This window comes from Phaeocystidibacter marisrubri (assembly GCF_008933165.1).
In the GTDB taxonomy this organism is placed as follows: Bacteria; Bacteroidota; Bacteroidia; order Flavobacteriales; family Schleiferiaceae; genus Phaeocystidibacter; species Phaeocystidibacter marisrubri.
Genome location: NZ_WBVQ01000003.1, coordinates 223410 through 235381, shown reverse-complemented (window position 1 = coordinate 235381; position 11972 = coordinate 223410). Strand labels below are relative to the sequence as shown.

Annotated in this window: 15 protein-coding genes and 2 tRNA genes; 4 read left to right on the top strand and 13 right to left on the bottom strand. The window is 44.8% G+C overall.

Going from position 1 to position 11972, the window contains the following annotated elements:
• Positions 1 to 44: 44 nt before the first annotated feature.
• The 5 genes from F8C82_RS14150 to F8C82_RS14130 form a co-directional block, all read right to left on the bottom strand.
• Positions 45 to 683, bottom strand: coding sequence for a hypothetical protein (locus F8C82_RS14150; RefSeq protein ID WP_151694269.1), 639 nt, complete (start codon positions 681 to 683; stop codon positions 45 to 47).
• Positions 684 to 751: 68 nt separating this feature from the next.
• Positions 752 to 1063 (bottom strand): hypothetical protein, encoded by a 312-nt coding sequence (locus F8C82_RS14145; RefSeq protein WP_151694268.1) that lies wholly within the window; start codon positions 1061 to 1063, stop codon positions 752 to 754.
• Positions 1064 to 1196: 133 nt separating this feature from the next.
• Positions 1197 to 1270, bottom strand: a tRNA-Ile gene (locus tag F8C82_RS14140).
• Between the two features lie 48 nt (positions 1271 to 1318).
• Positions 1319 to 2176: an anti-sigma factor gene (locus tag F8C82_RS14135; protein ID WP_151694267.1), complete on the bottom strand. Its 858-nt coding sequence runs from the start codon at positions 2174 to 2176 to the stop codon at positions 1319 to 1321.
• Positions 2166 to 2759, bottom strand: a complete 594-nt coding sequence (locus tag F8C82_RS14130; RefSeq protein ID WP_223279604.1) for an RNA polymerase sigma factor — start codon at positions 2757 to 2759, stop codon at positions 2166 to 2168. Before F8C82_RS14130 ends, F8C82_RS14135 begins: the two co-directional genes overlap by 11 nt.
• Before the next feature lie 132 nt (positions 2760 to 2891).
• On the opposite strand from F8C82_RS14130, the gene F8C82_RS14125 reads away from it, so the two are divergent.
• Positions 2892 to 3485, top strand: a complete 594-nt coding sequence (locus tag F8C82_RS14125) for an HAD family hydrolase (protein WP_151694266.1) — start codon at positions 2892 to 2894, stop codon at positions 3483 to 3485.
• On the opposite strand, the gene mce is transcribed toward F8C82_RS14125, so the two are convergent.
• Both mce and F8C82_RS14115 read right to left on the bottom strand, forming a co-directional pair.
• Positions 3457 to 3864, bottom strand: a complete 408-nt coding sequence (gene mce / locus F8C82_RS14120) for a methylmalonyl-CoA epimerase (protein WP_151694265.1) — start codon at positions 3862 to 3864, stop codon at positions 3457 to 3459. The two genes, F8C82_RS14125 and mce, sit on opposite strands and share 29 nt — an antisense overlap.
• A 61-nt stretch (positions 3865 to 3925) precedes the next feature.
• Positions 3926 to 5767, bottom strand: a complete 1842-nt coding sequence (locus F8C82_RS14115; RefSeq protein WP_151694264.1) for an ABC transporter ATP-binding protein — start codon at positions 5765 to 5767, stop codon at positions 3926 to 3928.
• 75 nt (positions 5768 to 5842) lie between these two features.
• On the opposite strand from F8C82_RS14115, the gene rbfA reads away from it, so the two are divergent.
• Together rbfA and F8C82_RS14105 are read left to right on the top strand one after the other, a co-directional pair.
• Positions 5843 to 6202: a 30S ribosome-binding factor RbfA gene (gene rbfA / locus F8C82_RS14110; RefSeq protein WP_151694263.1), complete on the top strand. Its 360-nt coding sequence runs from the start codon at positions 5843 to 5845 to the stop codon at positions 6200 to 6202.
• The gene (locus F8C82_RS14105; RefSeq protein WP_151694262.1) at positions 6199 to 7416 is read left to right on the top strand and encodes an ABC transporter permease; all 1218 of its coding nucleotides are present in this window, start codon (positions 6199 to 6201) and stop codon (positions 7414 to 7416) included. The genes rbfA and F8C82_RS14105 overlap by 4 nt, the downstream gene beginning before the upstream one ends.
• Here F8C82_RS14105 and dusB read toward each other — a convergent pair.
• A complete protein-coding gene (dusB, locus tag F8C82_RS14100; RefSeq protein WP_151694261.1) occupies positions 7413 to 8414 on the bottom strand; it encodes a tRNA dihydrouridine synthase DusB in 1002 nt (333 codons plus the stop codon). The two genes, F8C82_RS14105 and dusB, sit on opposite strands and share 4 nt — an antisense overlap.
• A 33-nt stretch (positions 8415 to 8447) precedes the next feature.
• Between dusB and F8C82_RS14095 the strand changes: the two genes are divergently transcribed.
• Positions 8448 to 9284: a CPBP family intramembrane glutamic endopeptidase gene (locus F8C82_RS14095; protein WP_151694260.1), complete on the top strand. Its 837-nt coding sequence runs from the start codon at positions 8448 to 8450 to the stop codon at positions 9282 to 9284.
• Positions 9285 to 9364: 80 nt separating this feature from the next.
• Here the strand turns inward: F8C82_RS14095 and F8C82_RS14090 are convergent, their stop codons facing one another.
• From F8C82_RS14090 to F8C82_RS14070, 5 genes are all read right to left on the bottom strand, one after another.
• On the bottom strand, positions 9365 to 9859 hold the full coding sequence (locus F8C82_RS14090) for an ExbD/TolR family protein (RefSeq protein WP_151694259.1): 495 nt from the start codon (positions 9857 to 9859) through the stop codon (positions 9365 to 9367).
• On the bottom strand, positions 9859 to 10464 hold the full coding sequence (locus F8C82_RS14085; protein WP_151694258.1) for an ExbD/TolR family protein: 606 nt from the start codon (positions 10462 to 10464) through the stop codon (positions 9859 to 9861). Before F8C82_RS14085 ends, F8C82_RS14090 begins: the two co-directional genes overlap by 1 nt.
• 5 nt (positions 10465 to 10469) lie before the next feature.
• Positions 10470 to 10886 (bottom strand): hypothetical protein, encoded by a 417-nt coding sequence (locus F8C82_RS14080; RefSeq protein ID WP_151694257.1) that lies wholly within the window; start codon positions 10884 to 10886, stop codon positions 10470 to 10472.
• Between the two features lie 2 nt (positions 10887 to 10888).
• Complete coding sequence (locus F8C82_RS14075) at positions 10889 to 11743, bottom strand: MotA/TolQ/ExbB proton channel family protein (RefSeq protein WP_151694256.1); 855 nt, start codon at positions 11741 to 11743, stop codon at positions 10889 to 10891.
• 64 nt (positions 11744 to 11807) lie between these two features.
• Positions 11808 to 11894 (bottom strand) — tRNA-Ser (locus F8C82_RS14070).
• Positions 11895 to 11972: the final 78 nt, after the last annotated feature.

The following is an 11972-nucleotide window of genomic DNA, read 5'->3' as shown; positions in this document are numbered from 1 at the left end:
AAGGATGGTAATTAAACCGCCCCCAAAAAGGAAAAGGACTTTTATCAGTTCATCGTCTTCCACTCTTTTTTCAAATTGAATTTAAAGGCAGCGTAGATTCCGATAACAGTCAAAACCGCATAGCCCATCGCCAATGAGATAAGCCTGAATAAGCGAAACTGAGATTCATAGTCTTCGTCGCTCACCATCAGGCCAAACCCTTGCATGCCCCAACCTAAATATCCCAAAGCAAAGTAGAGCATCCAAGCTCTATTCAACCACACCATGCCTCTCACATCTCGATTGCTCGGACGATCACTTAGCAGTATGTCCAAATCGAACAAGAGCCCCATAGAAATGATCACTGGAGTGGTGACAGCATAAGGAATAATACTCGTCCATAAACCCGTTCGATGTATTCCATACACAAAGAACGTATGTCCGATGATGATGAAACATCCAAGAAAAGCGAGAATGGTTGTGATGGCAAACCGCTTTTTGTGCTGAATAGAAACACCAAAGGCGATATAGTAGGCGAGAATAGCTCCTGGACCGTAAAGAAATCGGATAACAAAGGAAAAAATACCATAATACCCCATCCAAAAGGACGCCATGTCACAGATAGAAATCCAGAGGAAAGTGCCTAATACAGGCCAACTAACTGTGCGATGGCGTATCCATTGGATAGGAAGAATCACCAACATTGCAAATAAGCAAAATTGGATACTAGAAGATAGAAACGATATAGTTTCTTTAATCTCCAAGATTCGTTTTAAAGCTGGTGGTTACCGCAATCTGGAGGACAACAAACACCTTGATCTAAACACGGATTCGTACCTCCACCAAAGAGGTTATTTCCATGAGAGTCAACAGCCACAATGATGGTCTTCATGTGGTTATTCGAATCAAGTCCAGTGTAAACACGAATCCCGGTTGCTGTAGGATTGTCTTCAAACAACTGATCGACCATTGATCGGTCGTACCAAAAACCATAAGGGGTGTTTACAACGGTTGTTGTATTGTTCTTGAATCGATTCACCATTTCAGCGGCTTCATCTTTAGAAATAAATGCTCCGTTAGCCATAGGGGTTAAGTTTTATGTTATATGGTAACCGAACTTATGAAAAAACAACGAAACCGCCCGCCAATTCTAGGATACAGATGAAATAAAAAAAGAAATCCCCCGCATCTTATTCGATACGAGGGATGTACTTCTGTGGGCCCAGCAGGACTTGAACCCGCGACCAATTGATTATGAGTCAACTGCTCTAACCAGCTGAGCTATGGGCCCAATCATGCCGGCAAAAATAGGCCTTTCATCATTAATTCCTAATAGAAATCAACTTTCAACTTTACCTAAAACCATAAGCTGCTCTAAAGTAGGCGACTCCGAGCCTCCACGCGGTTCTAAAGTAATTGCAAAAGCATCTGCAGCATTCGCACTTATCATCTTTTGAAGTCCCGATTTCTCTTCAAGGGAAAGCATACCTCTATTGATCGGCTGACCTCCTTCAAGGGTCCATAACTGATATTGAGACCCTTCAGGCGCACGAGGTAGAGCAATGTCATTCAACATCACTTCCTGACTTTCTGGATTCCAAAACACAATGACTGGAGCACCTTGAACGGACTGAGCCAAATCATCATTGACCGCACCCAATTCAATCTTCATCGTCTTGGGATTCGACACCATATCAAACTCCGCTGCCAATTGAGCATTTGACTCTTCCAATGCTTCGTATCGCTGATTGGCCAAGGTTGCACGAGTTTGAGTTTGAATCAACTCCTCGGTTAGAGCGCCAACGCGATTTCTCGAACTTAAGTAACCCGTGCCCAAAGCGATGATAACCGCAAAGGAAGCCGCTATCCCATATGGGAATTTCCGCTTAACAGGTTCTTCTTTCTTCTCTTCTGGACGAGTATCAACCAACGAAATAATTGGAGTTTCACGAACGTCCTCTTCGTCGTCGTCTCGTTCAGGTAAATTGTCAAGGATCTTGGATTTCAGATCCATAGGAGGCGTAACACCATTTTCTAAAACCGCTTCGGCAAGCTCGTCCTCTATCTCAGCAAGATAAGAGGCGATCTCCGGATAGATCTTAGAAAGGCACTCAACCTCTCTCTTCTCTTGATCGGATACCATACCGAGGATGTAGTCCTCCAGTATGCCAGACCCAATGTATTGCTTAGTATCCACCGTTTGTGCCTATCAGTTTTCTTAAATCCGTTAACGCTCGTCGAGCTCTTGTTTTAACCGTCCCTAACGGGATTTTGAGCTCTTTTGAAATCTCATCTTGCGTGTATCCACCAAAATAGGAGAGTTCAATAATTTCTCTTTCTTCTTTTCTCAATTGCAAAAGATGTTTCCGCAATCCAATACCATCAACCGACATCTCCTGAGAGCTGTTGGTTTCAATAATATGTGATACGCGCTCGTTTCCGTTGATCTCATACTTTACAGCCTTAGACCTTAAGTAATCAATAGCCGTATTGCGCACTACATTCAACATCCAAGTGAAGAGCTTACCCTTGGTAGGGTCGTATTTTGCTCCTCGCTTCCAGATCTTGACGAAGCCTTCTTGCAACACGTCTTGCGCAGCAGTTTCATCCTGCACGACCTTGAGACATACTCCATACAGGGCAGCAGAATAATGGTCGTATAAATACTCCATTACACTCCTGTCCCCCGCTTGAAGCAATGCCACGATCTCTTCTTCAGATTTTCGGGGTGTGTTGGCCATTGCCTGTGACGAATATTCGTTGTTTCGCAAAGCACTCATAACTGGAATAGATACGAGTGAAATGTGTTAGTTGGATTCAAGGAAAGGAATTTCTTTTAAAAAAGTTGCAGAACCTACTACTTTTGTATCACCTTCGAAGTGCATTCTATCAATACTCGAACGCTCTATACTATGGATCAACCAAAGGCTCTATTACTCGATTTCGGCGGAGTTATCATCCCCATCAATCCAGACTACACGAAGGATGCGATGATTTCACTAGGAGTAAAAGACTCCCTCCCTTCGGTAGATTTCGAGGACTTTGAAACGGGGAAAATATCTGCGGATGAATTTATTTCGAAGTGGCCTGCCGCAACATGGACCATGAAAAGTGATGTTGTAAATGCTTGGAATGCTCTACTTGAACCCATTCCAGAAGAAACCCTGGCCTACCTCAAACGATTAAAGAAAGACTACAAACTCTATTTGGTGAGCAACACCAACCCTATCCATATAGAGGCTATCCAAAAACAATTAGGTCTTTTTGGATGGAAGCAGTTCTGCTCGCTTTTCGAAAAGATGTACTTCAGCTATGAAATTGGCGAGCGCAAACCGAATGCTGCATTTTACGAGCACGTTTTGAAGGACGCAAAGCTGAAAGCCGAAGATTGTCTATTTGTAGATGACACCCCTGCCAATATCGAAGCTGCTGAAAAACTCGGAATCCCTTCTATGTTTCACGACGCCGATGAAATGTCTATCCTCGATCTTGACAAAGCTCTATAAGTACACCATTGGTGGATTTAGGATGCAAGAAGGCCACTAACTTATTGTCGGCCCCTTCTTTTGGTTCCTCACTCAACAACTGAAACCCCTCCGACTTAAGTCGGGCCATTTCAGCGCGAATATCATTCACCGCAAAGGCAACGTGATGCAAACCCTCGCCTTTCTTCTCTACATACTTCGCAATCGGAGAATCCGGATTGGTGGCTTCCAATAATTCAACTTTGTTGGGTCCCGTTTGGAAAAAGGATGTAATCACTCCTTCTCGCTCTACTTCCTCCCGTTTGTAGGGCGCCACACCTAATAGCGCTTCAAACAACTTTTCAGATGCACCTAGGTCTTTTACCGCGATGCCTAAGTGTTCAATTTTATCTAGTCCCATGGATGGTGGTTTTTGGTGTTTGGAGATGGGTGATGAGTGACGGGTGATGGGTGATGGGTGACTAAGCAAACGACTGCATATTTACCAAGTTTGCATAGGCGCCATTCGCCGCCAAAAGTTGATCATGTGTTCCTCGCTCAACAACAACCCCATCTTGCATGACCAATATTTCATCGGCGTGCTGAATAGTGCTCAAACGGTGAGCGATGATCAGCGATGTTCGATTGGTCATCAGTTTGTTGAGAGCATCTTGAACCACGCGTTCACTTTCGGTATCGAGTGCCGATGTGGCTTCGTCTAAGATCAAAATCGGCGGATCTTCCAATACAGCTCTGGCAATGCTCATACGCTGACGTTGACCACCACTGAGTTTTCCACCGCCTTCACCAATATTCGACTCAAAGCCGTTCTCCATTTTCTCGATAAACTCCAGTGCATTGGCTACTTCGGCGGCCTTTCGAACCTCTTCGTCGGTCGCATCCATTTTCCCCAATGCAATGTTATTTCGAATGGTATCATTAAAGAGAATTGACTCCTGATTCACAATTCCCATCAAACCTCGCACACTCGCTAGCTTCGCATCACGAATATCTATTCCATCTATGCGGATAGATCCTTCCGTCACATCCCAATATCGAGGAATCAAATTGGACACGGTGGTTTTACCTGAACCGGAAGAACCTACTAGAGCGATAGTTTTGCCTTTCTCGATATCAAAACTAACGTTCTTCAATACTGCCGGACCATCAGGATCGTATCTGAAGGTCACATTATTCAGACTGATCTTGTCCTTAAACGAATCGATCGCAACGGCATTCTTCGCTTCTGTAATGGGGTTCTCCGCATCCAATATCTCGAGAATTCGCTCGGCTGAAGCAGTACCTTTCTGAATGTTGTTGATGGCTCCCGTAAGACTCCTAAAAGCAGGGATGATTTGGTAGAACAAGGCGATGTACAACATGAGCTGCGCACCAGTGAGTCCGATGGAATTTGAATCAGCAGGATTATCCAAAATGATGATGCCACCGTACCACATGATCATGAAAATCACAGAGGCACCGATGAACTCATTCACAGGTGAACTCAAATCACGAGTGCGAAGTGTGGAATTCATAGAGCGCGTGTAATCTCCACTTGCCTTGTCAAACCGACCTTCCTGAGTACGCTCCGCACGGAATGCTTTGATGATTCGCAATCCCGTTAAGGTCTCCTCAAAAATGGAAAGTAAGAATCCTAATTGAGCTTGTGCTCTACCCGATGCGCGTTTCAAAAACTTTCCGATGAAAGCGATGAGCAAACCGGTAAGTGGAAAAACAATAATTACAAATATGGTGAGCTTCGTACTCAAGGTGAACAACAGAACGATAGTTCCGATAATCATCAACGGATCGCGAACCACCATCTCCAAAGATGTGAGGAAACTCCACTGCAATTCAGTAACATCGGAACTCATTCGCGTTAGAACATCTCCTTTTCTCTTCTCGCTGAAGTAAGAAATAGGCAATTCCAGACACTTCTTGTGCACCGCGCGGCGCATGTCGTGAATAACGCCGTTGCGAAGTGGCGCTAGAGACCAAAGTGCCAAATAGCGGAACAGGTTCTTGAAAAAGAACATGACAGCACCGGCCACTGCAACATAGCCCAGCATCTTTATTTCGCCATATTGATCAATCAATTGCCCGAACTGAAAGTATACCCAATCTTTGGCGTGGGTTGTAAAGCTGAAATCTTCTGGGAGTTCTTCTATGCGACTCGTATTCTCGAAAAGCATTTCCAAAAGAGGAAGCGCTGTACCGATGGAGGCAAAAGAAAAGATAACCATCAACAGGTTAAAGAAACCGTTGGCAACTGCATTCAGAGCGTATGGCTTGGCGAAACGAAGAACGCGTAGATACTTTTTCATTGCAGCAAAGGTAATAACCTATATTCGATTAATGGATAGACCATTGCTAACGTCCAATCCGTACCTTTGTGCACTATGGAAAGTACAAGACAGAAAAAAATAGCGCGCCTTCTCGAGCGCGATTTTGGAGAAATCTTCCAACGTTTGGGCAAAGACCACTTCCCTGGCGCTATGCTTTCAGTTACCAAAGTTCGCGTAACACCCGATTTGGGAATTGCTCGTGTGTACATTTCTATGTTCCCAGTAAAAGACAAGAACGAATTGCTCGTTTGGGTTCGTCACAATTCGGCTGCCATTCGCAATGACTTAGCTCAACGCGTGCGCCATCAATTGCGCATTGTACCCGAGTTGGAATTCTACGTAGACGACTCCTTAGATTATCAAGAAAACATCGATCGTCTTCTTCGAGGTGAAGGAGAGAATCCTATTAAGTGAGGCTCCCTTTCCACATAGCTCGTCGCTACCTGTTTGCGAAAAAATCGACAAATGCGGTAAACTGGATTACGGGCATTTCTTCTCTTGGCGTAATGGTAGGAACAGCTGCTATGGTAGTCGTTCTGTCGGCCTTCGCCGGATTAGACACCTTGGTAAGAAGCGTCTATGTTTCGTTTGATCCCGACATCAAGGTAGTTCCCGCCACTGGGAAATTTGCAGCTTGGACTCCCGACCAACAGGATGTGCTCCTATCGATGGACGGAGTGAAGCACTATTCAAAAGTGGTAGAAGACAAGGCCCTCTTTCGTCATCATGAAAGAGAATACATTGCCACGGTAAAAGGGGTAGATACAAAGTATGAATCGATCACAGACATTGATTCTTCGCTTACCAGAGGTCATTTTTTGAGTTTCAACAAAGAGAAACATGGTGCCGTACTCGGCTATGGCGTCTCCGTTTATCTCGGCGTTAGTAACCTGGCTTCACCTGCTCCCATTCATGTGTATGTTCCCCGAGCGGGCAAAGTAGACCAGTTTAACCCCATGGGTAATGTTCGATTTAAACTGCTTTATCCAGAAGGCATCTTTCAAGTTCAGCCCGAATTTGATGCTAAGTATGTGTTTACATCCATCGACTTTGCACAGCAACTCTTTGATGTGGACACCTTGATTTCTGGGATGGAAATCGCCCTCGATTCACAAACCCATCTTGCTGATTTTAAGGATGAATTGAGCGAGAAACTCGGTGAAGATTGGAAAGTTTTAGATCGAGATGACCTACAAGTGGCCATTTTCAAAGTACTGAAATCGGAAGGCTTAATCACCTACTTAGTACTCACTTTCATTCTACTCGTCGCGAGTTTTGGCATCCTTTCCTCGGTGAACATCTTGATTCTCGAAAAGAAGAAAGACCTCATTACACTTTGGAGCATGGGGGCATCCGAAAAATTACTCCGAAGGATTTTTATGGCTGAGGGATTACTCATTTCCATAGGAGGAGCGGGAATAGGCTTTCTGCTCGGGGTGATTATCGTTTTTCTCCAACAACAATTTGGACTCGTTTCCATTGGCGCCGGCTACATCGTTGAATACTATCCCGTGGAGTTTCGGGCAGGGGATATTCTGCAAGTCATCCTAACCATTTTAGCGGTAGGAATTAGCATCTCGTGGTTGGCGGTTCGCCGATTAAAGATTGAGAAACTAAAGCTCAGTTAAAGAATTGCTTCCCCTACGTAGGTCTCCTCTATTTCGTTCAAGATCTCAAATACCTGCTCCGCATAGTCTTCTGTCACTAGGCGAGTTCTGTATTCCTTGAAGTTGGGTAGACCTTTAAAATAGCTGGTATAATGGCGACGTGTTTCATTGATCGCCAACCGCTCACCTTTCCACTCAAGTGCCATCTCGAAATGCTTGCGCGCCGCTTCTACACGTTCTTTGATGGTGGGTTTAGTGAGGTGTTCGCCCGTTTTCATGTAGTGCTTAATCTCATTGAAAACCCAAGGATATCCAATGGAAGCCCTACCGATCATAATGCCATCAACCCCATAGCGATCACGGTATTCCACAGCTTTCTCAGGAGTGTCTATATCACCATTCCCAAAGATCGGAATGTGCATGCGAGGATTGTTCTTCACGTCTCCGATGAGCGTCCAATCGGCTTCGCCTTTGTACATTTGCTTGCGGGTTCGGCCGTGGATAGATAGTCCTTGAATACCCACATCCTGAAGGCGTTCGGCTACTTCAACAATATACTTGGAGTTCTCATCCCAGCCCAAACGAGTTTTCACGGTAACGGGCTTATTTACAGCCTTGACGATTTCCTCCGTCATGGAAACCATTTTTGGGATATCGCGCAAGATACCCGCACCTGCACCTTTGCACGAAACCTTCTTCACCGGACAACCATAATTGATGTCGATGATGTCGGGATTAGCCTCTTCACAGATGGCCGCCGCTTCGCGCATACTGTCGATATCGTACCCAAAAATCTGGATACCAATAGGTCGTTCGTACTCGAAAATATCCAGTTTTTGGACACTCTTCGCCGCATCGCGAATAAGGCCCTCACTTGAGATGAATTCCGTGTACATCACATCAGCTCCATGCTGCTTACACAAGGCACGAAAAGGAGGATCACTAACATCCTCCATAGGAGCCAACAACAATGGGAAATCTCCCACTTCTACATTCCCTATTTTTACGCTCTCGCTCATGGGAGCAAAAGTACGAAACATCAAAGGACTTAAATGCAGAGAGGTATTTTCACTCAATTATCGATAGGTAGCCAAATCTTACTGGCCATCTTAATCGGAATGGTGTCGCAGTTCATCGTCTTGGCCGGACTTTCCAGCTTCCCTTCCACGTTGGAATGGACCGTTGTTCGTCAGGTTCTAAACATGACAATGGTATTCCTTATGCCCCCACTTCTCTTGCTGAAATGGCGAGGAGAAGATGCGGTTCACACTTGGAATCTCATACCGACTAAAAGTCCACGCGATTGGATGGTTGCTCTCCTAGGAATCGCGCTTTTGCTTCCATTAGGAGAATATATTTCACTACTCTTCCACTCATGGGAAAGCGCTCCAGATTGGTGGTTAGAACAACGAGAACTCCAAGCTAGCTCTGAGAGCTTCATTGAAGAAATGTTGGCTTCAAAAGCACTCACTCAGGCAGCGGTATTCTTCGCCTTAGTACTTCTTCCACCTTTTGCTGAGGAATTCTTTTTCCGTGGAACGGTTCAACGACTCCTCTATCGATCTATGCCTTCGTGGGCTGCGATCACTTTAACGGCTGTCTTCTTTTCTTTTGCACACCTACAAATTGACAACGCCGTGAGCATCTTCCTTTTGGCCCTAGGCATGGGATTGATCTATCACCGCACCCACAAGCTATGGATGACCATTGTCGCCCACATGGTATTTAACGGGATCACCTATTTCTCTTCCTTGGGCTACTTTGATATTCCTCAGAATGAACTGACTATTACTGTATGTGCTGTGGTGGGACTCGCGCTAATACTAACAGCTAAGAAGAGTTCCTTTACGTGGCGTCCGCTTCAGCAGAATGACCCCATGAAAGACTAGTTCTTCGACCATCTTTCTACAAAACAAAAAGGCCACTACGTTGTAGTGGCCTTTTCTTCCTATATGTATGAGAAGAGTTCTTACATATTCGATTCGAACATCTTTTCGGCGTCTACCACCGGCTGAGTCGAATAGTTAATCAATAAGGCATTCACCTGACGGAGTTCTTGTTTGATATCCGAGATGAGGCCCATCTTCACGTTGCCATCAGCTTTGATGGAAACGGTCATTTTTGATTGTTCCGCTTCTGCAATGTCAGAACGAACTTGAGTTACAAAGAACCCAACTTCACTCACTGCTGCAATTTGATCGTCTAGCTGAACACGAGGCTCAGTACCGAACTTTGCTTGGTAATCCGTTTTAGGAGCACCAACGTAAACGTAACAAACCAAATCTTTACGTTCTAGCTTCTGAATTTCTGTTGCGCTAGGCTTACCTACCGTCACTTTCAATTCAACCTCACGCATGGTAGTAGCCACCATGAAGAAGAACAAAAGCATGAACACGATATCCGGAAGGGACGCGGTAGAAACCGCAGGGGTTTCTCTGGCTTTTTCTTTCTTAATGTGTGACATTATCCTACGCTTTTAGGTTCTGCTTCTGAAAGGAGCAATGGATAAACTTCTTGAACGTACTTGTAGCGGTCTTTTGCCTCTGAGTCGTCCTCAGCGTCTTTTGCCTCTTCCTTAATGGTATCATAGTCTTTACCCCATTTGCGCATGCATAAGTCATCGCGCAATTCGTGGTAAGCTGCCATGAGCTCATTGGTTACAGAAACGTACATATCATAAGAAGTACCACGGTCACTCGAAATAGAGATAATCGCCTTCTTAGGATTGTCTGACGAGGTTGGACTCTGATCTCCGCCACATTCCATACAACTTCCATCACCGTTGTTGTCGATGAATTCCATTGCACTTTCACGCAACTCTGAAATTTCCATGTATTCGTTCTCCACCAACAATTGGTTGTTGGCGTTGATTACCACGACGAAGATATTCTTCTCTTTGATTTGATCTTGAATTTCCGGCTTATCTTCCTCAATTGGAGGCAAGAGACGATTCAAACCCTTATCAATATCCATCGTAGTCGTAACGAGGAAGAAGATCAGAAGCAAGAACGCGATATCGGCCATCGAGCCGGCGTTGATCTCTGCTATTTCGCGTTTTTTTCTTGCCATGATACTTACTTAATAATTCTCGCTACAGCTGAATACAATACAGATAGAACAGCCAAAAGTCCTGTAATGTAGAAGGCATTCATACCTGCCGACACGTAATATGCAGTTTCTTCTGTTGTGTTCTTGTAATTCGCGTAATCACTTCCATCAGCCAAGCCGAGAGAAATAACCACGATTAATCCGAGTGCTCCGACTCCGATGAGAGCATTCTTCATTCCTACCGGGTTTACTACCATACCTCTCAATGAAGAGGCAAGTGCAGCAATCACACCGAGTACGAGAATGCCGATGGTAACGTAAATCGCCATTTCAACAGCTGCTCCCTCTTCCTCTGCTAAAAAAATGCTGAGAACGGAGATAGCTCCTACGAGGCCAATTACCAACGCTGCAATCATCGAAATCATTTTGATGTTTGATTTCATGATTACTTATTTTTCTTTTCGAATTCGATGATAAGATCAAGGAATGAAATGGAAGCGTCTTCCATTTTGTTAACGATATTGTCGATCATCGCTACAATCAAGTTGTAGAAGATCTGAAGGATGATGGCTACGATCAAACCGAATACGGTTGTCAAAAGTGCCACCTTAATACCACCCGCTACTAGGGATGGGTTGATATCACCCGCTGCTTCAATCGCGTCGAACGCCTGGATCATACCGATTACCGTACCCATGAAACCAAGCATTGGAGCCAAGGCGATAAACAATGAAATCCAAGATACACCCTTGTCGAGTTTACCTTGTTCAACGGAACCTACAGAGATGATTGATTTATCAACCATTTCGATGCCTTCGTCGTAGTGATCCAAACCTTCGTAGAAGATGGTTGCAACTGGTCCTCGTTCGCCACGGCAAACTTCTTTAGCTGCTTCAACACCACCTGAGTTCAAAGCCTCTTCTACTTTGCGAAGTAGACGGTCGTTGTTAGAAATAGAGAATGTCAAGTAAAGGATACGCTCGATTACGATCGCAAGACCAAGAATCAAGGCTACCAATACGATTCCCATAAAGCCAGCGCCACCTTCGATGAAGTAACGACGCAATACTTGCGTGTATTCTTCTTCTTGTGCAGGAGCTGGGGCAGAAGTTTCAGCTGGGGCTGCCGCTTCTTCCATAGGTGCTTCAGCAGCTTCTGCAGATGAGGAGCTATCCCCAGATGCCATAGATGCGTCAGCTTGTTCTGTTTGCTCTTGTGATGATGACATTTCATCTTGAGCATTGGCCGTACCGAAACTCAACATTCCGGCTAGAACCAACAAAGAAAGTACTCTTCTCATTTTCAACGTTGCTTAATTAATCGTTTAAAGTACCGTACAATTAGGGTTTTTAAAAAGAACTCAGCGGAGAGAGAGGGATTCGAACCCTCGATACGCGTTAACGTATACGCACTTTCCAGGCGCGCTCCTTCAGCCACTCGGACACCTCTCCGTATTTCAACGACAAATCCGCAAGCTTATGGGCTGCGGAAAATCGGCGGCAAAATACAAAAAATACTACTGCCTCAAA

Coding starts and splice junctions, on each gene's coding strand:
- dusB (WP_151694261.1), bottom strand. CDS start 8,414: ATGAGCGAGAGCGTAAAAATAGGGAATGTAGAAGTGGGAGATTTCCCA.
- F8C82_RS14085 (WP_151694258.1), bottom strand. CDS start 10,464: ATGGCAAGAAAAAAACGCGAAATAGCAGAGATCAACGCCGGCTCGATG.
- mce (WP_151694265.1), bottom strand. CDS start 3,864: ATGGGACTAGATAAAATTGAACACTTAGGCATCGCGGTAAAAGACCTA.
- F8C82_RS14150 (WP_151694269.1), bottom strand. CDS start 683: ATGTTGGTGATTCTTCCTATCCAATGGATACGCCATCGCACAGTTAGT.
- F8C82_RS14075 (WP_151694256.1), bottom strand. CDS start 11,743: ATGAGAAGAGTACTTTCTTTGTTGGTTCTAGCCGGAATGTTGAGTTTC.
- F8C82_RS14125 (WP_151694266.1), top strand. CDS start 2,892: ATGGATCAACCAAAGGCTCTATTACTCGATTTCGGCGGAGTTATCATC.
- F8C82_RS14080 (WP_151694257.1), bottom strand. CDS start 10,886: ATGAAATCAAACATCAAAATGATTTCGATGATTGCAGCGTTGGTAATT.
- rbfA (WP_151694263.1), top strand. CDS start 5,843: ATGGAAAGTACAAGACAGAAAAAAATAGCGCGCCTTCTCGAGCGCGAT.
- F8C82_RS14130 (WP_223279604.1), bottom strand. CDS start 2,759: ATGAGTGCTTTGCGAAACAACGAATATTCGTCACAGGCAATGGCCAAC.
- F8C82_RS14115 (WP_151694264.1), bottom strand. CDS start 5,767: ATGAAAAAGTATCTACGCGTTCTTCGTTTCGCCAAGCCATACGCTCTG.
- F8C82_RS14145 (WP_151694268.1), bottom strand. CDS start 1,063: ATGGCTAACGGAGCATTTATTTCTAAAGATGAAGCCGCTGAAATGGTG.
- F8C82_RS14095 (WP_151694260.1), top strand. CDS start 8,448: ATGCAGAGAGGTATTTTCACTCAATTATCGATAGGTAGCCAAATCTTA.
- F8C82_RS14090 (WP_151694259.1), bottom strand. CDS start 9,859: ATGTCACACATTAAGAAAGAAAAAGCCAGAGAAACCCCTGCGGTTTCT.